The following is a 21,787-nucleotide window of genomic DNA, read 5'->3' as shown; positions in this document are numbered from 1 at the left end:
ACGGTTTCTTTTTGTTTTACAATTTGGAAAACAGGGCTGTCCCTAGCCAATTTTATGACTTATGGGACAGCCCCTTTTTCTATTAAATAAATGCTGGAAGGTTTATAATCTAAGTGATATTAGTCTTGGATATCATGCGTTACATTTGTTTAGAAGAATTAAAATATATAGGTTAAATTGTAAGATGATTTATTCTTCCCCAAGCAAATACCCCACAGAAACCTCCAAAGCCTTCGCAATCATCACCACTTCATAATCTTGAACAAGACGATATTGACCCTCCAGACGTGAAAGACTGGTCTGACTGATATCCAAGCCCAGTGTTTGTAGTCTGGCGAGGAATTCTCGTTGTTTGATTCCTTTGCTTTTACGGATAGCTACGACTCGGGAGCCGATTATATTTTTGTCTCCAGGTGGTTCTTGTCTATGCTTCATTATGTACACCCCTCATTTCAACCAAATTGTATGAGAAATAATGGTTGTTTTAATGCGGATATCGAATTAAAATAAAATAAACCGATAATCGCATTAAAATGACTGCTCACGTCTAGCATTAACAAGACATGGTGCAGTTTAGACCCATCAGAGAGGTGGATGTATGAGCCGATTGCTTGACTTATTGGAAGAGGAGCGGCGTAAGCTTAATCAGCTTGGAGAGGCAGCCTTGAAGCAGGCGATTCCGTTATGGGACAACCCCGAAGTGCAAGAACAGAGCCGAAGGGTGGATGAACTGGTCGCCCAAGTGGGTGAAATGAAGGCGAGACATAACCGAGTTGTACGATGATGAGTGAGGTACATAAAGTGTAGGGGAGGATGAGAAATGGATTTTCCACCGTGGATGCTACGAGCTATTCAGGCAAGGCTGGATGAGGTGTCTTCACGGATCGAGCATGATCCAGAACTGAGTCGAATTCGTGGGGAAACCGACGAAGCGTTTGAAGCCTTGTTTGCTAGTAAGGATACCGAGCAGACAGTGGAATATGCGGAGTGGGAGAATCGTTATATTGTCAGCAAAGGCATAGAGAATGAACGGTTGTACATGCAAGGACTGAGGGACGGCATTCAGCTCACAGTTTCCTTGCTAGGTCAATCGATGTCGGAGGAGATCAATACAAAAGCTCATCAACCATCTAACGCGAACCCATAGGTCAGGGGAAGCGATCCCGATCTCTACCTTAAAAACCCGAGCCGAAGCGTAAATCTATCGCTTCGGCTCGGGTTTTAATGCTTTACTTTTCCAAAATCCAATTCTTACTTCGCACTCACCGATTTAAACCAATCATTCACTTCTTGCGTGATCTGATCTCCGCCATTGGATTTCCAGTTGGCGACGAATTGGTCAAAGGCATCAACCGGCAGTTGGCCGTAGATGATTTTGTTGAAGGTTTCCATCTCGGACTGGCGGAGCAGGTTCCATTTGGATACCATGGTTGGTGTGGCTGCGCCAGTGAAATAGTTTTGTTTACGGATGTCGATCTGGGACATAACGACTTTACCTGCATACCAGTTTTCCGGTTTACGGAATTCGGCCATTTGTTTCTCGTACGGTGTTTCAGGCTTCTCGCCGTTGGCCAGCTTCACGAGTGTTTTCATGTACAGATCCGGGATACGTGCTGGGCCGGTCAGGAAAGGGAATTCGTTGGAGAAGTCTTTGATCTTCTCTTTGTCACTGGTCGGTTGTCCGTCAATGATATCCCAGTCGTAACCTTTGGCGAAGCCGTATTCATACTCACTGCCCGCAGCCGGGTTAGCCAGGTTATCGAGCAGGTAGTTGTAGTACAGGAAGATGGCTTCTGGATGCTTCGCATCTTTGTTAATCATGATACTTGCGTTGACACCAGAGTTCTGCCACTTCGTACCGATCTTGCCGTCTGGGCCAGCCGGAACAGGGTAAGCTTTATATTTTGAGCCAGGTACGTTCTTCAGCAGGTCAGGTGCCGGCCAGTCGGGTACCCAGTTTGCGCCAGGCAGAATGCCTGCTTGGCCCTTCGTCCAGCTTTCAGCAGATTTACCTTCGTCCCACAGGGCGGAGTCGGCGTGGATATAACCTTTGTTCATCCATTCAGCCAGCTTGGCAAGGGCTTGTTTCGCACCCGGGTTAACGGAGCCGTACTCCAGATTGCCGTTTGCGTCTTTGTTCCATTGCTCCTCGATTGTGCCGTATGCCCCGAACAACCAGTCGAGTTGGCCCATCCAGGTGTTGGTGTTATTTTTCAGCGAGATCGCCAGCGGGAATACTTTGTCAGGAGACAGGCCATCCGGGTTCTCGTTTTTGAATTTGTCCATGATGTTCTCAAGGTCTGCAATGGTTTTCGGAGCTTCCAGGTTCAGCTTCTCCATCCAGTCCTCTCGGAGCCAGAGCAGTGTATCGTCGTTATCCGTATACTCCATGATCGGCATGTTGTATTTCTTGCCGTCCTTAGTGAACGGATACCACAGTTCAGGATGTGCTGCTGCGTGATCTTTCAGGGTCTGACTCGCGTACTTGTCGAACAACTCATCGATGGCGATGAATTGACCGGAGTCGATCAACTGATTGGTCAATACCGCATTGGTCGGTACGGACACAAAATCAGGCAGTTTCTCGCCAGAGGCGATAGCCAGTTGAAGCTTTTGTCTGTATTGATCGTCATTGGCCGGATACCAGGTATCTTTATGCTTCATACCCAGCGTTTCCAGCATCCAGCGATCGTGCACGTTATTTTCTTTGGTATCCCCTTGCACGTATTTCTTCGGCATCAATACCGAACTGAATTCGATGGGTGGGTCGTATTTTCCTTTGGCAAAAGCAGCTTCTGCTTCAGCTGAACCGACGGTCGCCGGTGTATCATCTTTGGTACCATTGTCACTGGCTGTATCGCCACTGCCGCACGCAGTGATCGTGATAAGCGCGATAACCATGAGCAGTGACCACCATGTTTTGAATTTGATCATTGTTCAATCCCCCTACGATGTATGATCTTTACAAGTGTAACTGTACCAATTTGGACGGGAGGGCATCTATATGAGTTTGTTAGTTTCGATAGGACTCTATTATGTTATTTATGATTGTCTCGGTACTCCTGCGGCGTTACGCCAAACTGGCGCTTGAACACTTTAATAAAATAAGCCGGGTCCATATAGCCAATCTCCATGCTGATTTCATATACTTTTTTGGTCGTCGTAACCAGCTTGTGACAGGCCCGATCCATACGCAGACGCGAGATATAATCACTGATGCCTTCACCCGTTTCAATCTTATATATCTTGGACAAATGGGTCGGGTGCAGATTAACATGATCGGCCAGTACACGCAAAGAAACATCCAAATGCAGGTTTTTATCCGTAAAATCCTGAATCTTCTTCACATACTCGGAACGGATGTCCTTGATCTCGTTGGACGTGCCTTCCTTGAGCTTGCCAAGCACACTAAGCGACCATTTGCGCAGTTTACTGATGGTGGTGAAAGCCTCTCCGCTCTGCAACCACTCGATATCGTCACCCATTAAGTTGGCCAAAGTCAGCTTGTTTCGGTGTGCGAGATTGGTGAACGAAGCCGTAATTAAAAAACCAGCCTCCATACAATGCTCCCACGATTCCGACCATTTCTCATCCAGCTCCGCACAGACTGCTAGTATTTTTTCTTCTGCCGCATCCCATTGACCACTCTCTAACAGATGAATGAAAGTGGGTGGGGTATACAGGACATCCAGCGGACCTTGTGCCGACGGAGTCTCCACGTCACTGACTCTCATCACGAATTCACGCTCGTCGCCGACAATTTGCCGGAAATAAGCGGAGGCCTGCCGAAAACGATCATATAGCTGATCGGGAAATGCGAACCACTCGGTGATGACGATGGATAGGGAACCCTTCAGGAACTGCTTAACTTTGGACTGAAGCTGTACGGAAAGCTTCTCCAGTATGGTTTCTTTACCAATGTCGGTATCGTTCTCCTTCAGTTGAAGCAGAAACACCAGATATCCATGCTCCTCCTTCACGCCCCACACTTCCATAAACTCACCCATAATCTCTTCCGCCATATTGATAACCGCATATTCAAGCAAGGTGTGATCGTTGTTGTCATATTGGCCGAATTCTTCTTCCATACGTACAAGCATTAACGCACAATCCCCGGCGTAGAAGGGCAGATCGTAATTGGCAAGTTTCCGTGCCCATTCGCTGGAGGCAATTCGATGTCCCTGTAAAGCCTCAAGCAGTAGCCGACCCCGCAAATGCGGCAGATTCTCCCGCAGGGTAAACTGGGTTCGTTTCAGTGAGCTTACGAGTTCCCATTCGGTGTTTAATTGATCGATGGCCTTCTGAACGGCACCCATCAATTCATCGTCTGTTGGCGGCTTCAGCAAGTAATCAACGGCCTCGAACTGGATGGCTTTTTTGGCGTAATCGAATTCGGAATGTCCCGATAAAAGGATACACTTTATTTTTTTGTCACGGATTCTGATCCGTTCGATCAGTTCAATACCTGTCATTTCAGGCATTTGAATATCCGAGATCACAATATCTATAGGGTGGGTATCGATCAGTTGAAGTGCTTCGTGTGCCGAGTATGCTTTGTGCACATGTTCGATCCCCAGCGTATGCCACGGTTTGGTCATGGACAGGTTATCTACCCAGTGTGCTTCATCGTCTACGATGATCATTTGCATGATGTTTGTCTCCCTTGGTGGTTGAACTAAGGCATATTCACACTTGCCACTCCGATGACAGAACAACCTTCCGATCGCTGTTACCCCCAGATTTTTTGATTTACTTTTACAAAAGGTGAAAATCTGGGGATAAAGGCGAACGCTCCGCTTCTTCAGGTTTTTTCTGTCCTCTACGTTCACGTGCAAATGGTTAGTTCAAAATTAAATCGTCAATTTATCGTTAGTATCGATATCAATTATTATCGGTATTTTCACTTGAATCAGTATCCTCTTTCGGCATCTCCCAGATCATTTCGGTTCGGAATCCGCCGAGAGGGGAAGGTCCGAATAGAAGGTAGGATTGATTGCCGAATAAGTGCATGATCCGCTGGTTCGTGTTCCATAGGCCACAGCCCATTTCCTCCTGCAGCGGCTGCTGCATTTTAAGATTCAACGCTTCCAGCTGATCCGGGCTCAAGCCGGGTCCGTCGTCATCGATGTAAATTTTACAGAACCCGTTTGAGCTCTCGCCAGTAATTCGAATTTCACCAGATGAATACGACTTCGCCACGCCGTGAATGACTGAATTCTCCACAATCGGTTGCAGCATTAATCGTGGTACCGACTGGGCAAGCATATCCTCAGGGATGTCGATGTGGTATTCGATTCGTCCATTACGCAGCTTCTGGATATCCAAATAGTTGATAAGTAGATTGATTTCTTCCTTCAGAGAAGATGTCTCTCGCTCCACTCGTGTCGTATAACGATAGTAGGCACTTAGGTTATGTGCCATGGAGACGACGGCTTGCTCGTCCTTCATCTGGGCCATGTTGATGATATAGCCAAGACAATTATATAGAAAATGCGGATTGATCTGCGCCTGTAACTGCTTCAGCGTAGCTTCCTTGGCCCTGATTTTTTCCTGGAATACGTTCTCGATCAGGTCTTGAATCTGATGGGACATATCATTGAATCGATGGAACAAAAACGAGAACTCATTCTGATCCTTGCTATGCAGACGTACGGAATAATCTCCACGCTGCACGCGGCGTAAGCCCTGGATCAGCTTTTTGATCGGATATTGAATGTTTCTATATAACAGAATCGAAGCGGAAATGCCCACCACGAACAGCAGAATCATAAAGAGATAGAACAAGTTCCGACTGAGCGATATCGGTTGAAGAATCTGATAGAGTGGTACCACGTCGACCAAATGCCAGTCCAGATAGGAGGATTTCACCGAGCTAACCAGATACTTCTTCCCGTTCAGCTTGACGACATCCTGTGTGGTATCCTCGGACGAGTGTTCATCCAGATAACGAATGAGTTCCTCGGATAGCTGCTTGTCTGCACTGCGGTTTAGAATGGGCGAATTTCCTTTGTGATAGAAGAAAGGATCACCTTGTCCACCTTCCTTATACGTATCCAGCATGTTCTGAATGTTCTCATAACTGAAGCTGGCTTCGATCACCAGATTGCTACCCGTCAACATGCCCGGCTGGGCCAAGGAATCCGTAAAGAACCAGTAAAAAGATTGCATATCCTCTTTGGACTCGGAACCATCACCATACGTCCATTGTCCGCTCATATTTCTTTTCAGGTAATTCTCATCATACCCTGTTGTTCTATTGTAGTTGGCAATCACATCTTGGTTCTGCTGTGAATGCACCGCATATCGGGTAGGCCATATATCGGTAACCCCGGATTGTAGCATCAGTTTTTCCTGAATGACATATCGGGTCTGCATCTTGTCATATCGATCATTCCAAATGTTCAAGCCATTGAATGCTCTGACATTGGGATCTCTGGAGAGAATAAGACTGAAATCCATCATCTGATTAATGCGGGAATCGATCTGACTGGATAAAAACGTGAGCTGCTTCGTATTGGAAACCTGTAGCTCTTTGCTTACAACATCATAAGTGACGTTGTTCGAGTAGGTATACATGATAATAATGGGGATGAACAGGACCACAATTAAACAGTTTATTTTGGCAAACAGACTAAACCGGGATCTGGACGTTCTTCCAAATGATATAAAGCGCTTCCATATATTCATAAAGTGTCTCCTTCAAATTCGTGTGTAAACAACCTCTTCAGATGATATTCCTAACAAAACACTATGAAGCCTAACAATGTTATATAGTCAGACCTGAGAAATGCCTGATACTATTTATATCAGAGATCCCCATTACACACAAAAACTTTTTTTTGGGAACAGGAGCGCGCTATGGAGGCTAATATGGAAGCTAACCGGGTACCTCAGGCGGACATTGGGAGCAAGCCGAACAGAAAAACAAAAAAACGCTATAAACAACCATGGATTCTGCACTTGATGGTGTTGCCGGCGGCTATTATGGTCTTTATTTTTTCGTATATTCCGATGTCCGGGATTTTGATGGCATTTCAAGACTATAAACCTGCACTTGGATTTTTCGATTCCGAATGGGTCGGACTGAAGCATTTCAGATACATGTGGGAAAATGATTATTTCTTGCAAATTACGTGGAATACGCTGTTTTTTGCCTGTTCCAAGATCATCATGAACTTGATCATTCCGTTTGTCTTCGCCTTATTGCTTAATGAGGTACGGAAGATGGCGCTGAAAAGAACGATTCAAACGCTCGTGTATCTTCCGCACTTTTTGTCTTGGGTTACACTGTCAGGCATTCTGATCGACATTCTGGCACAGACGGGTATTGTCAATCAGTTCCTGGTTTCGGTATTCGGTATCAAGCCGATCTTCTTCCTTGGGGATGGCAGCTGGTTCCGGTTTACGATTATTGCGAGTGATGTCTGGAAAGAGTTTGGATTCAACACGATCATTTTCCTCGCGGCACTGTCCGGCATTAACCCGGCACTCTATGAAGCGGCTGAAGTGGATGGGGCGGGACGCTGGAAGCAAACGATGTATATTACCATCCCGGCACTTATTCCGATTGGGATCGTCATTGCAACGCTGGCACTGGGTAATGTGCTCAACGCCAACTTTGACCAGATCTTTAACTTATACAGTCCATTGATTTACCAGCAAGGAGATATTATAGATACGTTTGTGTATAGAGAAGGTCTGCTAAGTGGGCAGTTCAGTTTCGCTACCGCCGTGAATCTGTTCAAATCGGTTATTAGTTTGATCCTGATTGTGATCTCCTACCGACTGGCTTACCGATTCGCCGGATATCGAATTTTCTAGAAAGGATGACGAACTCATGTATCATAAAACGATGCCTTACCGCATATTCAGCATAATCAACAATGTGTTACTGACCATCCTTTCACTGCTCTGCTTGCTGCCATTGTATCACTTACTCATGGTATCGCTTAGCTCAACTGCACCTGCTAATGCTGGACTCGTTACGTTCTGGCCGATTGGTTTTACACTGGAGGCGTATGCCAAGACGTTTGCCAATAGCAATTTCCTTTCCTCCTTGTGGGTGTCCGTAGAGCGGACGGTGCTGGGAACGGGGCTTGCGTTAATCGTCAATACGATTGCAGCATACGCGCTCTCCAAGGAGACGCGGGTGTTCCGTGCACGCAACATCTATCTATGGTATTTTGTCATCACGATGCTGTTCAGCGGTGGCCTCATTCCGGGGTATATCCTGATTCTGAAGCTGGGACTGATGAATACTTTGTTAGCATTGATCCTGCCGGGTTTGGTTGCGGTGTTCAACATCATTCTGCTGCTGAATTTCTTCCGTACCGTTCCCAAGGATCTGGAGGAAGCTGCATTTATCGATGGTGCGGGACATTTTCAAACGTTTATCAAAATATACTTGCCTGTCTCCATACCCGTGATTGCCACGGTGTCCCTCTTCATGATGGTGGGGCATTGGAACTCATACTTTGACGGGATTATTTACATCCGTGATGCGGAAAAGCTGCCACTGGCGACGTTCATGCAGACGATCATCGTGCAGGCCGACATGTCGAAGCTTGATCCGGAAGCTGTTGCGAACCTGTCTCAACGGACCATTCGGGCTTCGCAAATCTTTATCAGCGCATTGCCGATCCTGCTCGTGTACCCGTTCCTGCAACGTTACTTTGTAACCGGGATCGTGGTTGGAGCTGTGAAGGAGTAGTTTAGTGTAACGGTTAGAATAGGGTTGTGAAAAAGGAGTTACTGAACTGGGGAAGGCCAGGGAGGTGGCTTCTTTTTTGCGTGGGAATATTTTCAATCAGCAGCCAGCGCAGTTCCCGCTGCGTTAAGCAAAATGGGGAGTTGCCGCCAGTGGGCCACTGAAAGGTCCCGCGTTCCAGACTATGATAATAAAGCCAAAAGCCGGCATGATCCCATTGCAGGATTAGTTTGTCCCGCCTGCGATAGCAAAATACAAACAGCGCGGTGGAGAAGGGATTTTGCTTAAACTGCTCTTGGACGACCGCCGCCAGTCCGTCGATGGATTTGCGCATGTACGTAGAGCTGCAAGCCAGATAGACCTGCGAAGCAGCTTAGACTCAACTCCAGGTTGAACCGTAATACGGGCAGCCCCTACTTGTATCCAAAGCGGGATTCTGCTGTTTAATCGGTAACGGTGAAGAAGAATACGCTTCTGTGTTGAAAGCAACCAACTTTTTTCTCGTTTTTATTACTTTATTTGTAGCAAACAACATAAACATTCTATAGAAAAAAATATTTCTATAGGAGGTTTCCATGGATCAAAATGATCAAAAGGATCAATTAGATCAAATAAGGCAAATGCAACAAATGTTTAAAGCAAACATGATAACTCAACCTTATCCCATGTACCCTAATTATGGGAAAATCACACGGTACCAAGAAATTCCGATAAGTTTACCTGAGCAGCGCCAGCTGCGCCATCCCGGATTGGAAAAATTTATGGTACCCCTTCCAATAATCGAAAACCCGAACTATAAAGGGAGTGGAAAGTTAACAGGAAAAGTAGCACTTATTACAGGGGGAGACAGTGGTATTGGTGCAGCAGTAGCCATTGCGTTTGCTAAAGAAGGCGCAGATGTTGCTATTTCATATTTAGATGAACATGAGGATGCAAATAGAACAAAAATGAGGATTGAACAACTCGGACAACGTTGTGTTCTAATGCCTGGTGACTTGCGAGACAAACAACAGTGTATCTCTATTGTAGAGCAAACAGTAAATACGTTTGGACGTCTCGATATTCTTTGTAACCACGTCGGTATCCAATTCCAACAATTAAGTCTGCTTGACATTACAGATGAGCAATTCGATGATACCTTTAAAGTTAATATATACTCTCATTTTTACACAACAAGAGCAGCGCTTCCTCATTTAAAACCAGGCAGTTCAATCATTGGCACTTCTTCAGTGGTGACGTATGTAGGTGAGCAGCAAATGATTGATTATACGGCCACAAAAGGCGCAATAGTTGGTTGGACACGTGCCTTGGCTAAAAATGTCGTGAAACAAGGGATCAGAGTCAATGCCGTCGCCCCCGGCCGAATTTGGACCCCACTTATTTCAGCAAGCTTCTCGTCAGACCAAGTCGCTGTATATGGAGCATTTAATCCAATGGAACGAGTTGCCCATCCATTTGAACTCGCGCCAACCTTTGTCTATCTTGCTTCTGATGATTCTCGTTTTGTTACTGGTCAAGTTCTTCATGTTGATGGGGGAGAATCCACAAATTCCTAACGGAAGGGGGTTACCATTTTGAGATATGAATTTAATTTAGAAGTAAGGCTATTGCTAGTAAATCATTCTAATGAAAAAGTAAAGATGGTCTATATGGAGCATTCCTGGCCAATGTCTAAAATAGCACTTAGACCACCATACTATTGCTACCCAAGTTACGAGCTGAATTATCCAATAATCTAACTAATAATAATAAGAGGAACTCATCCTAGTCTTGAAAAAGATCATTGGAGATTTCTGTATTCTTAGTCTAAGGGATTAGCTCCAGCCGTTTAAGAACTCTTTATGATTCAGGCTTCTCTAAATGGAAGGCTGAAAAAAGCGAAGGAAATCGTGCAGATGAATCTTCTTCAAATTTTTGCTGTCTCCTCCAAAATCGTTGCCCGCACAGCCCCAATCCTGCTATAATTTCGATATATCTATCGTATTGGGGGTTATGACGTGGCAATATGGATGATGCCGGATTGCTCGTTCGCTAGAAAGCCTTACGCAAAGCCTGAATAGGGGCGGACTTTGTGTAGGGCGCGACAAAAATGAGATTGTTTGCCCTGGAATCTACATTAACATAACGTTTCACCCCGCAGGCTTTGCACCTTATTTGCTTTTCCAATAAAAATAAGGGGCTGAAAGCCATGCAAACACCATTTATTCAGAATCACCAATTTAATTATATTCAAAAACAAGCTGATTTCCTGCTCAAAACGCTACGCTCGGTCGTGGATCGAAAAGTACTGGAAACTGTGCGCTATACAGTTGGCACGAATGCAGTTAACATCTTTGATGAACTGACTCCGGAACAGAAGGAACTGCTGGAGCAGTTATCGACGTATGAGACGGCACATGACTTGCAGACGTATCTAAACCGGCTCGAATCACATCTGATTCCGTTCCCGCAAGTATCCGCGAAGCAGATTCAGAAGCTTTTTCCCAAGGTAAAGAAGCTCAAAGTGCCGGATCTGGAATTGATCGATTACGCGCGTACAACCTATCTAAGATGGACCGACATTGCCACCGATCGCTTGTTCATCGTGTATCCGTATGAAGGCAGGTTCCTCGGTATTGAGGGGCGAATTACGGCGACGAACAAGAAGGGATACTGCATGTTCTGTCATCGCCATCAGGAGCTTGGATTCTTCAACGTGAAGACCAAGAGCCATACGCCGGATAACATTTCATCCGTTGCCCAGTACGTATGTATGGATAACACGGCTTGTAACCATAGCATCACCGATACCACCATGTTGGAGAAGTTTCTTCTCTCGACAGTAAAATAAAGCAAAGCAAGGCACAAAGACAGGTCGCTCTTCGGAGCGACCTTTTTGCCATGTTAAAGGGTAGTTGTTCTTCTTACCGTAAACGCGAGAGGTCAGCGTGATGGTTAACGTGATTTATTTACCACAAAAAGGATCTCGAGCCACAGAACTTACTTCAGATCTTCAGACTTTATATCAGGGCGTCATATCAATGTAGAGCCATAATACCTTTATAGCGTCGAAGGATCGTTGGCATAATTAAGTCCCAATTGATGCGCTTGGATCAGCAGCGTCTCATAATGCTCAGGTCGGGCTTCCAGCGTTTCATATAAAAATTCAACCCGGGAACGAGATACGCCGCAGTAATCGGCAATACCGACATTGAGCAGATTCGTGATCGAATCATCATAGTTACGCTTCTTCATCTGTTCTTTCGTCGCGCCCGCAAGTGCGATCCACAATATTTGCTGATGATGAAGTTTGTTCGCGCCGTAGGCAAACCCGTTATTCATGACACGATCCACATATCCTTTCAGCATGGCTGGCAGATGCCACCACCAGAGAGGAAACACAAAAGCAACAGCATCGTGCTTCTTCAATCGCTCCATCTCCGTTTCAATCTCAGGGGAGAACACCTGATACTCCTGAGTATAATCTGGTTCATCCTTGTCACGGAGAATCGGGTTGAACCCAATCTCATGCAAATCCAATATTTCATAATTGTGACCAGCCTCGGCTAGACCCTGCACGAAACGATTAGTAACCTGAAAGGTCAGGGAATCTTGTCTCGGATGCGACACAACGACTAATACGTTCATCTTTTCTTTCACTACCTTTCTCCATTGCTGTCTTGTAGCCATGCTTCATGGCTGATGCTATTATAAACAGGTATGAAAACATCTGGAAGTACGCACTTTGATGTTCTATAGGAAGAACGAAGTGCCATAGGAACATCAATGTACCCTAAATTAATGCCTCGAAATGGGGCTTAAATAACGAATGAAGAGAAGGAAGATAGTAATAAATAAAGTTAGAGGTAAGAAGAATGAAGGTACTGTTTTCGTCTCAGCGAGAGGTTAATAAAGGAGGGATAAAAGTTGACGGAACATGGAAAAACAGGTGCTCCCAAAAAATATAAAGTTGGCGTGGAAGCGGCTTTGGAAGTGATGGGCGGAAAGTGGAAGTCGTTGATTATTTATCATTTAATGACAGGGCGGAAACGTACCTCGGAGCTTCGAAGATTGATACCGGACATTACGCAGAAGATGTTAACAACGCAGCTCAGAAGTCTGGAAAAGGATGAGATCGTACAGCGAAAGGTGTATTCGGAGGTTCCCCCTAAAGTGGAGTATGAGTTAACGCCATACGGCTGGGGATTAAAGCCTGCAATGGACCATTTATGTTATTGGGGAGAGGAACACCTGGAAAAGGTTCACGGGGATAAGTCCAAGGTGTTGGAGGATTTTGACTCTCCAGAGTGTTGAAGAAGAGTATCAATCAATACCATGTACTGATGCTAAAGCGGGCTGGTCGTATGTTGCATCATGAATGGTGTTATGTGGGTGGTGGGATAGAGAAAGGCGAGAAGGCATGGGAAGCTGCACTGAGAGAAGTTCATGAGGAAACAGGCATTACGGAAATCCGTTTGTACTCTGCCAATCAATTCGAACAGTATTATTCACCCATGGAGGAGTATATCTACATTGCTCCCGTATTCGTAGGATATGTGGATGAAAGCCAGCCTGTCCTGTTAAATCATGAACATACCGAGTACCAATGGATGACGTTTGACGAAGCCAAAGAAAATGCGGCATTGCCTGGAATTGATGACATTTTGGATTTTGTTGGAAAACATTTTGCCAGAAAAGCCCCTTCCGAGTGGCTTCGGATTAATGGAGAGAATGATTAGGAGGTGGAACTTATCACATACAAGACGATTTATCCAAGAGCATTGTTGAACCTACTATGTATGTTGGTCATTGAAGCTATGTTTTTCAGAAATGTTATTTACGATGAAAATGGTATTCTGAAGTACTCCCTGATCGTTATATTGACCTTTATTCTGGGTTATATCGTTTTCCTGATCTGGCGTTTATTTTTCACTAAACCCAGTATTACGCTGGAAAGCGATCATGTGATTTCTACGAAACATCAGAGATATGATGCATCTCAGATTGAGTGTGTTTATATGAATTACAGACGGATTGGCATCAAACTTTATGGTAAACGGTTAGTGCCGATGGATCTATGTTTTTATTTTCGACGAGGTCAGGAGTCCGCAGGCGTAGAAGCTGTGTATGAATGGGCGGTGCGAAACGACAAAGAAATAAAACACAAATTTTTTCAAACTTTGGCGTAGACCAGTACGTCTGTTGAATATAAGGAATCTTTGAGGCTGAAGAGAACGGAAATATGTGCTGGAGGGCTTTGGCGTCTAGGCTCCAACCGAAGAAGAGTATATGCAGTGGATCATGGAGCAGATGGCCGGAGACAAGGACAAGGTTATGTCCTATGTTGTGGCCCGCTTAACATTTAGTGATCAATTGGAAGATGACCCAGATGGAGAATTCCCAGAAGGCGAGGAGCCTGTTGAAGGAGATCGTTCTGAAGTGTCGAGGTGCTAGGCTTTACGAGATCTGTTATCGCTAACACGATCATTGAATATGATATTATCAAAAATCATCCTAAACAATTAACAGCTTATTTTAAACGCACATGAATTCCAGGTGCAGCTAGATTCTCTTCACAAATTAAAAAGCTCTACGCTTCAATAGCAAAGTAGATTCTAAAAATCAGCAGGAGAGGTACATATGAGATATCTAACGAAAGAATGGTATGAGCTGTGTCAACGGACCGGACTTCATTTTGGCTTGAGGGTACATAGCGGAGCGTATGCGTTGGACGAAAATTTTTTACGGAGACTTTATAAACGAAAGGAAAAAGAGCATGTAAAGCAGGAGCGAGAGCTATATAATATGGACCCCCGTTACATGTTAGAGCATGATGGTCAAGTGCTCACTCGCGTAGACAAAGCTTTCAGTGGGGAAGAAGTAACGGAAGAGGATCAGATGGTATTCCACATGCCACCGGAAGAGAGAGCGCATATTGAGAAACTTATTGCGGAGTATGATGTCCGTCCACCTTTTGACGAGAAGAAATGCAAAGAAGAGTACAAAGAATCAATGGAATGGAAAATTCAATATAAGGCGGAGAATTTGCCACAGGAAATCGTTGAACAAATTGCGGATATCCGTGTGTTTACGTTAGGATATTGCACAAGAGAAATATTGCGTCAGTTGAAGAAACAGAGCGCGGAGAACAGGAAAGAGATGGAACGTGTATCGAAAGAATACAGGGAAGCTATTGTGGCACAGGATATTCCAGGTGAAATACATAGCCGGGTTCAATTTCATGATTGTACAGTGACGGAACTACTGACGGGAGACGAAGTTGTCATTCGTTTTGACACCCGTGGAGGCTTCACCAATATAAATAAACTTACGCTCATTAAACCCGAAATCATCAAGCAAGAGGGAGAGATTGTCGGCAGTTACTGGTTGTATCAAGAATTGTATCGGATTGATCAGGGGTATGAGTTACACGTTCTTTTTGGAGGGGAACCTATGCCTGAATTGATTGTTCGCTGTACTGATATTCTGGTAGAGGAAGAGTGAGTGAAAGTCCACACAATTCATGTATTAAAGTTATCCGATTTTAGTATGTTCTTGGTGTGGGAATGGTCCGTTTTATTTTGGGTGGGGAAATTAAACAGGCTATCAAAATACAATGGGTACGGCGGGTATACAATAGGAAAAAGGAGGTTGGAGAATATAGAGATGGAATGAACCACCAGTACCTTTGGTTATTTATCTACTCCCGTTTTTGTCGTGGGCATTGCGTGTTACTTCTTTCCTGACCTTTTATACAAAATATTTGTTCTGATAGGATATCGAGGAATAAAACCGAATCATGAGTTTGAAGATAACCCACCCAATAGGATATCCCTAAACAAATAGAGATAATATTAAAAGTACTAGGACCATTATGGTTATCCTAGGGATTATATGGTTTTGGTTTTCAGAAGAGTTTTACGACTTATTATTTTGACAGCAAGGAGTTGAACAACAATATGGAGTTTTTCTGGGCTTTAATCGTATCACTTATAAGTTTTATTGTGGTTCTTATCTTTGCTGCAATAATACGTTATGCCATAGATTCATCTAAAACATCGAAAAAGCTGGATGTACTAATCCAAGAAGTACATTATTTGAAAACTGAAATCAAAAAACAGCAACACCATAAGCAGCAAGATGATAGCAAGCATTTTATTGATGAGAAAGTATAAAAAGCAAAACGGAGGTACACCTGTATGGGCATGTCAGACTATTACAAAAACCTGAGGGACAAGATCGGCAACGAGCTTATTTTTATGCCGGGTGTAGCTGGGATCATCCGAAATGAACAAGGGGAGATCCTGTTCGGTCGTAAACATAACGAATCAACCTGGGGGCTGATTGCTGGAGCAATTGAGCTTGGTGAGACACCGGCTCAAGCAATGGTAAGAGAGGCACTGGAAGAGACAGGTCTAGTTGTTGAGCCGGAGAAGATTATCGGAGTATACGGGGGTGAAGCAAGACGGCTTACATACAGTAATGGTCATCAGGTTGAATATTTGACTATCGTATTTGAATGCAGGATCAAATCTGGACAACTCACACCTGATAATGAAGAGATGAAGGATCTGCAATTTTTCCCCGAGGATCAGCGCCCACCCATTGCAAACCAATATCCAGATTATATTTTTTGTTCAAATCAAGAAGAACGGGCCCATTTTGAAAAATAATCCAGCTTGGAACTGGAGTTTAATGCTCATCTTACGTTTACCAAATGAATCAAGATCCTAGTTATATGAGGAGAACCAACCATATGCTAATCAACCCTACGACAAAAGAGATTAATGACCTATTCAAGATGCATCATATTAACGACGAAATCACTGGAATTCAAAGTTTGTCAGGTACCACCGCTGGACGTGTTTATCGGTTGAGTACGAATCTGAATAAGCAATATATTCTGAAATCGGATGAATCTGAGCAGATTCACATCGCCCAGCAGTTTCTGGACATGTATAAGAATTCTTCGTTACTGCCTGAGGTTATGTTGACTGATCCGGATAACACTTATTTAATTTATACCTATATGGAAGGCACGACCCATTTCAATCGGGGACAGAAAAGAGACTGGTTATCTCGTCTGGTGAAAGAGCTATTCAATACATATGTGCGTTCTTCAGATACGAAATCATGGGGCAGAATAGAGTTCCCACAGAGGACATGGAAAGAATTCAATCAGATCAGTATTCATGAAGCAAAGATGAATATCGGAAGTATTTTAACGACAGATGATTATAATCTGGTTCAAATCATAGTAGATCGCCTGTTTCTTGAGCAAGATGAGAAGTTTCTATTGCATGGCGATACGGGTGTTCATAATTTTGTATATAATCAAAATGAACTCATCGGCGTCATTGACCCATCTCCAATGGTTGGACCTATCCTCTATGATTTCTTGTATGCTTTTAGCTCCTCGCCGGATGATATCAATACCGAAACATTATTTGCTGCGTTCGAACTTCTGGAACAGGTGGAAATGGATAAATCCAAATTGATCGAGGAGGCTCTGGTCCATCTGTATTGCCGAATTGGGCTGAGTAACAAGCATCATCCTGATGATCTGCCTGAGTATTTGGAGGCATGGAATGAATGGAAACGATTATGTCAGGAACTTTGAACTAGCAAACTTTTTACAGCTATCGCAAATGCCTTAGTTCAGACTACACAAGACAGGAGAGATATCACAAGTTGGATAGCAAAAGTAGTTTGAATAGTCCGAATACTTGGACGACCTCCGAGATGCTTCATGGCGACTTACTTGCCAGTAAAGAACTTATCTATGACAAGTGTGGTTTTGTTTGCTCCCAACCACATGAAGAAGTACAAAATGCTGAATACGGGGCGTATGTGTTCACCTTAAATTCTCTCTCCATTCGATTTCGTGTCGCCAAAACCACGCCAACCAAGATTGGACAATTTGTTACCCTCTGGCAGCGGAGTGAGGATAGATCGACACAGCCATATGACGTATCAGATCCAGCAGATGTGTACGTCATTAGTACGGGCACAGGGAGCCACTTTGGTCCATTTGTATTTCCAAAGCATGTATTGTTACAGCGAGATATCATATCGGATCAAGGCGAAGGTGGCAAGCGGGCCATACGTGTATATCCGCCTTGGGACAAGCCAATAAGTAAGCAGGCTCAAAAAACGCAACAGTAGCAACTGGAATACTTCATGGAAGTACCTTTTACCGAACCGTTGAACTGTGATCAGGCTCGGGTACTTTATGGCACCGAACAATTAAAGTAATGAAACATTTGCTCAGATTCTCCAAGTTCTTTTCCTCCGAATCCCAGCTTTTCACCCATCTTTTCGACATATCTCCTCTATTCGTTATTTCCCAGTACTGAAGCGTGTGCTATGTCCTCCATTTGTTAAAAATAGTGAACGTCAGTTCATTTAATTTTTTTTGAAATTTGTGCTTGCCTTAATGTGAACATTAAGCCTTAGGATGTAAAAGAACCGGCCAAATACATCCAAAAATGAACATAAAGGAGGAGTCAGCATTATGGCTTTCTCGATAAAAGAAGCTTCGGAGCGGCTGGGTTGTCCTGCACATAAAATTCGTTACTACGAGAAGGAGGGACTGCTCCCTTACATTCAACGGGATCAACATGGAAATCGGATGTTCGAGGAAGAACATTTGGATTGGATGAGGCTAATGTCTTGTTTCCGGGCAACGGGTATGAAAGTATCTACACTGAAACATATGGTTAGTCTGGCGCTGGATGGTGATTCAACGATTCCGCAAAGGAAAGCGATCCTTCACGAATATAAAGAAGAATTACATCGCCGCCAACTTGAAATTGCCGAAGCACTTGCAGCGGTAAATAACAAATTGACCATCTATGAAGACATAGAAACAGGAAAGCTTCCTTCAGAAAGCAAGCTGCTAGATCAAATGGAAAGCATCGGTAAGGACTAATATAACGGATGGAGAGATGGAGAAATGAAGCAAAGAGTGCTGGGAAATAGCGATATAGTCGTATCTTCGATTGGATTGGGAATTATGGGCATGTCTCCGGGGATGTATGGGGAAACCAATGATGAGGAGTCAATGAAGACCATCCATCACGCGCTGGAGATTGGCGTTACACTGCTAGATACAGCAGATGTGTATGGTAATGGTCATAATGAAGAACTACTGGGGAAAGCGCTGAAGGGACGTCGGGATCAGGCCATTATTGCTACCAAATTCGCGTATACCCCAAACTATGAGACGTTGAATGGTCATCCGGATTACGTGAAAAAGGCTGTAGAAGCAAGTCTTCGCAGGCTGGACACCGACTATATTGATCTGTACTACCAACACAGGGTAGATCCTCAGATTCCGATTGAGGAAACTGTTGGCGCGATGGCTGACTTGGTTAAAGAGGGGAAAGTCCGCTGCCTTGGCTTGTCGGAAGCATCGGCTTCCACTTTACGCCGTGCACACGCCGTTCATCCGATTTCTGCGTTGCAGAGCGAATATTCCCTGTGGAGCCGGGATATTGAGGACGAGATTCTTCCGACTGCTAGAGAATTGAATATTACTCATATTGCATACAGTCCATTAAGCAGAGGGTTTATCTCAGGTGAGATACGGAAATTCGAAGATTTGGATGTTAATGATCTGCGCAGATATATGCCGAGGTTCCAAGGAGACAATTTCGCCAAAAATATAGAAGTTGTGGATAAAATCAAAGAGATCGCGATGGAGAAGAGTTGTACACCTGCACAATTGGCTTTAGCTTGGACAATGGCTAATAACGCATTGCCGATTCCGGGAACGAAACGAATTAAATATTTGGAGGAAAACGCGAACGCTGCAACGATTGAACTCACACCTGATGACTTAGCTCGCATTGAAAAGGTAAGTCCCCAAAATGAGGTCTATGGAACACGATATATGAAAGAAATGATGACTCAGCTTAATGGGTAAATAATTTCCTTATAACTTGTTATCAGTAGCGAAGTGGTTGCTTTGTAAAATACAAATATAGAATACAAATAGAGACTCTCCTTTAGTGAAAGTCTCTATTTGTATTAATTCCCAATCGAGAGACACGAATGTTGAAAGAGCGAGTGGATTCATAGATCATATGAGGATGCTACGATGTTTGCGAGGGTGGGCTTCGCTATTACAAACTTAGTGAATGTTACTGTGGTTAAAGAGTGTAGGACCATGCGGAATGTTGTATAGCGGACAGGCAGGGGAGTCGAAAAGGTAAAAAAGGAAGTATGATTTAGTGCCATATCCTGTATAAATTAGAGAACAATCATGTTTGCATTTCTGTAGAGAATGAAGGATCTACGATTGGAAAATAAGGCATTCCTATTATGGGAGTGATTTCTACTGCCACTTTGAATACTGGAGTGTGGTTATGATCGTATTAACGTCATCAATAGCATTTACCATCCTGATCCTAATCGTGATTCTCTTTCAAGTTGCTTTAGCGGTAGGTGTGCCGTGGGGGGAGTATGCCATGGGTGGGAAGTTTCCCGGGAAATACCCCATCTCCATGCGTTTTGCCTGCATAGTTCAGATCGCGATTTTGGCATTTATGGGTATCATTGTTCTGAGTAAAGCAGGATTGCTTTGGCCTCGATGGTCTTCGTTCTCAGATATAGCGATTTGGTTTATCGTTGGTTATATGGTGCTGGGGACCATATTAAATCTGATCACGAGAAGTGTATGGGAACGAAGAATCTGGGCGCCCGTAACGTTGTTGATGTTGATAAGTAGTATAATGGTTGCTATGTCATAACAATGAGCAACAACGAAATATACAAAACTAGAGCCCTGGCATGTATGCCAAAGGGCTCTATGAATCACTGCCGTTCCTCATTTATACTAATGATAGTTTAACCCTTACATAGAGAAGATCAACGGAGAGGAGCGGTTTATTATGCCGATCTACTACTACCTTGCAGCAGTTTTATTGGTTGTAACAGCATATTTGGTTCGACGTAAGCTCAAGATTTTCCGTCCAGCAGGAAGACGCAGGAAACAGACGAAAGTTACGTACAGACGACAAAAAGTACCTTTGAATCTTGGACTTCGAGAAGAAGTCTCCTATCAGCAAACCATTCTTCAATTGGAGAAGAGCTACAATAAGCATTTTGCCAACAAACTTAAGATCCGAATTCAACAGGAATATCCTCACATGAAAACGCTGGAGTATCGGTGGAAACTAATAGAGCTTAAGCGATACTTCATTATGGCTTCATTGCTTAAGCAGGTGCCGATGTTCAGCGAAGAGGTGGACGAGCTATGGCATGAAATGCTGATGTTTACCAAGTCATATGTTGATTTTTGTGCAGAATTAATGGGTTCCACGGTACACCATGAACCGGCAATCACCCGCCGTGAAACGCCAGGAGCACGTGCATGGTTTGACTGGGTGTACTGTCAATTATTCGAGTTCACCCCCTATAGTGCTGCAATCTGGGGTGATTTTTTCACTTACCCATTATCCAGTGATGTACAGAAGCTGATTACACAGGGAGATCAATCTGAACTGGTGAATGAACTGTTTCATGCCAGACGCATGGAGGAGGATCCTGAAGCTGCTCAGGTGATTACCTACTTGATTGATCAACTACGAAGATCCGCAACTCTAAGTGAAGAAGAGCTATCTCCAGCATCTTCCGGAAGTAGCGATGTATCTCTCGTCATGGCTAGCGCCATGGTGTATTACTCCATGCATAACGAGGCAACATATGGGCTACAAATGGGCCGGCTGGAGCAGGAAATTCTTCCACAGGAAAAGGCAGCCTATGGTTCCTCGTCAAGCAGTGGTTGCACGAGCAGTTCCAGCTGTTATGCGGATCAATGTACTGACAGTAGTAGTTCCTCGGGAGGATCCGGATCATCCTCGGGATCATCTTCTGACTCTTCTTGCAGCTCATCCAGCTGTTCATCTTGTGGTGGTGGCGGAGATTAATGAAGTATGCAAGCTAATCCATACGATTCAATGTTACAGGAATGTGTTCATCAAGCCGTAAGGCAAACCCTAAAATTATAAAAATCAAAAACGGGGCTGTCTCAAAAGCCCTTAAAAAGCATCTCGATGAAAAGAAATAACACCCATACGTTCAAAAGGGACAAAGCAG

The 21,787-nt window shown here is 44.1% G+C and carries 25 protein-coding genes; 19 read left to right on the top strand and 6 right to left on the bottom strand.

Translation table 11 applies throughout. The features are described 5' to 3' along the window. Window positions 1-189: 189 nt before the first annotated feature. A complete protein-coding gene (locus P5G61_RS31725) occupies window positions 190-435 on the bottom strand; it encodes a helix-turn-helix domain-containing protein (RefSeq protein ID WP_301250109.1) in 246 nt (81 codons plus the stop codon). A gap of 163 nt (window positions 436-598) precedes the next feature. Here P5G61_RS31725 and P5G61_RS31720 point away from each other — a divergent pair, with 163 nt between their 5' ends. Then, window positions 599-784, top strand: coding sequence for an aspartyl-phosphate phosphatase Spo0E family protein (locus P5G61_RS31720; RefSeq protein ID WP_301250108.1), 186 nt, complete (start codon window positions 599-601; stop codon window positions 782-784). Window positions 785-820: 36 nt separating this feature from the next. Beyond that, the gene (locus P5G61_RS31715; protein WP_301250107.1) at window positions 821-1,147 is read left to right on the top strand and encodes a hypothetical protein; all 327 of its coding nucleotides are present in this window, start codon (window positions 821-823) and stop codon (window positions 1,145-1,147) included. A 104-nt stretch (window positions 1,148-1,251) separates the two neighbouring features. On the opposite strand, the gene P5G61_RS31710 is transcribed toward P5G61_RS31715, so the two are convergent. From P5G61_RS31710 to P5G61_RS31700, 3 genes are all read right to left on the bottom strand, one after another. Continuing rightward, window positions 1,252-2,934 carry a type 2 periplasmic-binding domain-containing protein gene (locus P5G61_RS31710; RefSeq protein WP_293018466.1) on the bottom strand — a complete coding sequence of 561 codons (1,683 nt, stop codon included), beginning with the start codon at window positions 2,932-2,934 and terminating at the stop codon, window positions 1,252-1,254. Window positions 2,935-3,038: 104 nt separating this feature from the next. Next, window positions 3,039-4,649: a response regulator transcription factor gene (locus P5G61_RS31705; protein WP_301250105.1), complete on the bottom strand. Its 1,611-nt coding sequence runs from the start codon at window positions 4,647-4,649 to the stop codon at window positions 3,039-3,041. 232 nt (window positions 4,650-4,881) lie between these two features. After that, window positions 4,882-6,687 (bottom strand): sensor histidine kinase, encoded by a 1,806-nt coding sequence (locus P5G61_RS31700; RefSeq protein WP_301250104.1) that lies wholly within the window; start codon window positions 6,685-6,687, stop codon window positions 4,882-4,884. Between the two features lie 276 nt (window positions 6,688-6,963). Here P5G61_RS31700 and P5G61_RS31695 point away from each other — a divergent pair, with 276 nt between their 5' ends. After that, window positions 6,964-7,821: an ABC transporter permease gene (locus tag P5G61_RS31695; RefSeq protein WP_371129260.1), complete on the top strand. Its 858-nt coding sequence runs from the start codon at window positions 6,964-6,966 to the stop codon at window positions 7,819-7,821. A 16-nt stretch (window positions 7,822-7,837) separates the two neighbouring features. Next, entirely contained in the window at window positions 7,838-8,710 is an 873-nt protein-coding gene (locus tag P5G61_RS31690) for a carbohydrate ABC transporter permease (protein WP_301250102.1), read from the top strand. A 13-nt stretch (window positions 8,711-8,723) separates the two neighbouring features. On the opposite strand, the gene tnpB is transcribed toward P5G61_RS31690, so the two are convergent. Beyond that, window positions 8,724-9,062, bottom strand: a complete 339-nt coding sequence (gene tnpB / locus P5G61_RS31685; RefSeq protein WP_301250111.1) for an IS66 family insertion sequence element accessory protein TnpB — start codon at window positions 9,060-9,062, stop codon at window positions 8,724-8,726. A 220-nt stretch (window positions 9,063-9,282) separates the two neighbouring features. Here tnpB and P5G61_RS31680 point away from each other — a divergent pair, with 220 nt between their 5' ends. Together P5G61_RS31680 and P5G61_RS31675 are read left to right on the top strand one after the other, a co-directional pair. Then, complete coding sequence (locus P5G61_RS31680; RefSeq protein ID WP_301250100.1) at window positions 9,283-10,263, top strand: SDR family oxidoreductase; 981 nt, start codon at window positions 9,283-9,285, stop codon at window positions 10,261-10,263. Window positions 10,264-10,895: 632 nt separating this feature from the next. Beyond that, a complete protein-coding gene (locus P5G61_RS31675) occupies window positions 10,896-11,537 on the top strand; it encodes a FusB/FusC family EF-G-binding protein (protein WP_301250099.1) in 642 nt (213 codons plus the stop codon). Between the two features lie 209 nt (window positions 11,538-11,746). On the opposite strand, the gene P5G61_RS31670 is transcribed toward P5G61_RS31675, so the two are convergent. Continuing rightward, a complete protein-coding gene (locus tag P5G61_RS31670) occupies window positions 11,747-12,334 on the bottom strand; it encodes an NAD(P)H oxidoreductase (RefSeq protein ID WP_301250110.1) in 588 nt (195 codons plus the stop codon). 348 nt (window positions 12,335-12,682) lie between these two features. On the opposite strand from P5G61_RS31670, the gene P5G61_RS31665 reads away from it, so the two are divergent. From P5G61_RS31665 to P5G61_RS31605, 13 genes are all read left to right on the top strand, one after another. Beyond that, window positions 12,683-13,000 (top strand): winged helix-turn-helix transcriptional regulator, encoded by a 318-nt coding sequence (locus P5G61_RS31665; protein WP_435874313.1) that lies wholly within the window; start codon window positions 12,683-12,685, stop codon window positions 12,998-13,000. Next, window positions 12,994-13,425: an NUDIX hydrolase gene (locus P5G61_RS31660; RefSeq protein WP_301250097.1), complete on the top strand. Its 432-nt coding sequence runs from the start codon at window positions 12,994-12,996 to the stop codon at window positions 13,423-13,425. The genes P5G61_RS31665 and P5G61_RS31660 overlap by 7 nt, the downstream gene beginning before the upstream one ends. A gap of 60 nt (window positions 13,426-13,485) precedes the next feature. Continuing rightward, entirely contained in the window at window positions 13,486-13,875 is a 390-nt protein-coding gene (locus tag P5G61_RS31655) for a hypothetical protein (RefSeq protein ID WP_301250096.1), read from the top strand. 100 nt (window positions 13,876-13,975) lie between these two features. Next, window positions 13,976-14,140 carry a hypothetical protein gene (locus tag P5G61_RS31650; RefSeq protein ID WP_301250094.1) on the top strand — a complete coding sequence of 55 codons (165 nt, stop codon included), beginning with the start codon at window positions 13,976-13,978 and terminating at the stop codon, window positions 14,138-14,140. Window positions 14,141-14,326: 186 nt separating this feature from the next. Next, the gene (locus tag P5G61_RS31645; RefSeq protein ID WP_301250092.1) at window positions 14,327-15,190 is read left to right on the top strand and encodes a DUF4085 family protein; all 864 of its coding nucleotides are present in this window, start codon (window positions 14,327-14,329) and stop codon (window positions 15,188-15,190) included. Window positions 15,191-15,645: 455 nt separating this feature from the next. After that, the gene (locus P5G61_RS31640; RefSeq protein ID WP_301250091.1) at window positions 15,646-15,861 is read left to right on the top strand and encodes a hypothetical protein; all 216 of its coding nucleotides are present in this window, start codon (window positions 15,646-15,648) and stop codon (window positions 15,859-15,861) included. Between the two features lie 24 nt (window positions 15,862-15,885). After that, on the top strand, window positions 15,886-16,359 hold the full coding sequence (locus P5G61_RS31635; RefSeq protein WP_301250090.1) for an NUDIX domain-containing protein: 474 nt from the start codon (window positions 15,886-15,888) through the stop codon (window positions 16,357-16,359). Window positions 16,360-16,442: 83 nt separating this feature from the next. Next, window positions 16,443-17,306, top strand: a complete 864-nt coding sequence (locus P5G61_RS31630; protein ID WP_301250089.1) for a phosphotransferase — start codon at window positions 16,443-16,445, stop codon at window positions 17,304-17,306. Window positions 17,307-17,377: 71 nt separating this feature from the next. Further along, complete coding sequence (locus P5G61_RS31625) at window positions 17,378-17,851, top strand: MepB family protein (protein WP_301250088.1); 474 nt, start codon at window positions 17,378-17,380, stop codon at window positions 17,849-17,851. A 349-nt stretch (window positions 17,852-18,200) separates the two neighbouring features. Next, the gene (locus P5G61_RS31620; RefSeq protein WP_091033235.1) at window positions 18,201-18,617 is read left to right on the top strand and encodes a MerR family transcriptional regulator; all 417 of its coding nucleotides are present in this window, start codon (window positions 18,201-18,203) and stop codon (window positions 18,615-18,617) included. A gap of 24 nt (window positions 18,618-18,641) precedes the next feature. After that, window positions 18,642-19,613 (top strand): aldo/keto reductase, encoded by a 972-nt coding sequence (locus P5G61_RS31615; protein ID WP_079346518.1) that lies wholly within the window; start codon window positions 18,642-18,644, stop codon window positions 19,611-19,613. Between the two features lie 442 nt (window positions 19,614-20,055). Next, entirely contained in the window at window positions 20,056-20,439 is a 384-nt protein-coding gene (locus P5G61_RS31610; protein WP_301250087.1) for a hypothetical protein, read from the top strand. A 141-nt stretch (window positions 20,440-20,580) separates the two neighbouring features. Continuing rightward, entirely contained in the window at window positions 20,581-21,618 is a 1,038-nt protein-coding gene (locus tag P5G61_RS31605; protein WP_301250086.1) for a glycine-rich domain-containing protein, read from the top strand. Window positions 21,619-21,787 lie beyond the last annotated feature (169 nt).

The sequence above is a fragment of the Paenibacillus vandeheii genome (assembly GCF_030433635.1).
Lineage (GTDB): Bacteria > Bacillota > Bacilli > Paenibacillales > Paenibacillaceae > Paenibacillus > Paenibacillus vandeheii.
Note: the sequence above shows the minus strand (reverse complement) of the source record. Positions and strands in the feature narration are given on the sequence as shown.

Excerpts from the sequence above, each read along its gene's own strand:
- P5G61_RS31630 (WP_301250089.1), top strand. The coding sequence starts at position 16,443 with ATGCTAATCAACCCTACGACAAAAGAGATTAATGACCTATTCAAGATG.
- P5G61_RS31690 (WP_301250102.1), top strand. The coding sequence starts at position 7,838 with ATGTATCATAAAACGATGCCTTACCGCATATTCAGCATAATCAACAAT.
- P5G61_RS31640 (WP_301250091.1), top strand. The coding sequence starts at position 15,646 with ATGGAGTTTTTCTGGGCTTTAATCGTATCACTTATAAGTTTTATTGTG.
- P5G61_RS31725 (WP_301250109.1), bottom strand. The coding sequence starts at position 435 with ATGAAGCATAGACAAGAACCACCTGGAGACAAAAATATAATCGGCTCC.
- P5G61_RS31710 (WP_293018466.1), bottom strand. The coding sequence starts at position 2,934 with ATGATCAAATTCAAAACATGGTGGTCACTGCTCATGGTTATCGCGCTT.
- P5G61_RS31715 (WP_301250107.1), top strand. The coding sequence starts at position 821 with ATGGATTTTCCACCGTGGATGCTACGAGCTATTCAGGCAAGGCTGGAT.
- P5G61_RS31700 (WP_301250104.1), bottom strand. The coding sequence starts at position 6,687 with ATGAATATATGGAAGCGCTTTATATCATTTGGAAGAACGTCCAGATCC.
- P5G61_RS31665 (WP_435874313.1), top strand. The coding sequence starts at position 12,683 with ATGGGCGGAAAGTGGAAGTCGTTGATTATTTATCATTTAATGACAGGG.
- P5G61_RS31645 (WP_301250092.1), top strand. The coding sequence starts at position 14,327 with ATGAGATATCTAACGAAAGAATGGTATGAGCTGTGTCAACGGACCGGA.
- P5G61_RS31635 (WP_301250090.1), top strand. The coding sequence starts at position 15,886 with ATGGGCATGTCAGACTATTACAAAAACCTGAGGGACAAGATCGGCAAC.
- P5G61_RS31615 (WP_079346518.1), top strand. The coding sequence starts at position 18,642 with ATGAAGCAAAGAGTGCTGGGAAATAGCGATATAGTCGTATCTTCGATT.
- P5G61_RS31705 (WP_301250105.1), bottom strand. The coding sequence starts at position 4,649 with ATGCAAATGATCATCGTAGACGATGAAGCACACTGGGTAGATAACCTG.
- P5G61_RS31620 (WP_091033235.1), top strand. The coding sequence starts at position 18,201 with ATGGCTTTCTCGATAAAAGAAGCTTCGGAGCGGCTGGGTTGTCCTGCA.
- P5G61_RS31610 (WP_301250087.1), top strand. The coding sequence starts at position 20,056 with ATGATCGTATTAACGTCATCAATAGCATTTACCATCCTGATCCTAATC.
- P5G61_RS31605 (WP_301250086.1), top strand. The coding sequence starts at position 20,581 with ATGCCGATCTACTACTACCTTGCAGCAGTTTTATTGGTTGTAACAGCA.
- P5G61_RS31720 (WP_301250108.1), top strand. The coding sequence starts at position 599 with ATGAGCCGATTGCTTGACTTATTGGAAGAGGAGCGGCGTAAGCTTAAT.
- P5G61_RS31650 (WP_301250094.1), top strand. The coding sequence starts at position 13,976 with ATGCAGTGGATCATGGAGCAGATGGCCGGAGACAAGGACAAGGTTATG.
- P5G61_RS31655 (WP_301250096.1), top strand. The coding sequence starts at position 13,486 with ATGTTGGTCATTGAAGCTATGTTTTTCAGAAATGTTATTTACGATGAA.
- P5G61_RS31680 (WP_301250100.1), top strand. The coding sequence starts at position 9,283 with ATGGATCAAAATGATCAAAAGGATCAATTAGATCAAATAAGGCAAATG.
- P5G61_RS31670 (WP_301250110.1), bottom strand. The coding sequence starts at position 12,334 with ATGAACGTATTAGTCGTTGTGTCGCATCCGAGACAAGATTCCCTGACC.
- P5G61_RS31675 (WP_301250099.1), top strand. The coding sequence starts at position 10,896 with ATGCAAACACCATTTATTCAGAATCACCAATTTAATTATATTCAAAAA.
- P5G61_RS31695 (WP_371129260.1), top strand. The coding sequence starts at position 6,964 with ATGGTGTTGCCGGCGGCTATTATGGTCTTTATTTTTTCGTATATTCCG.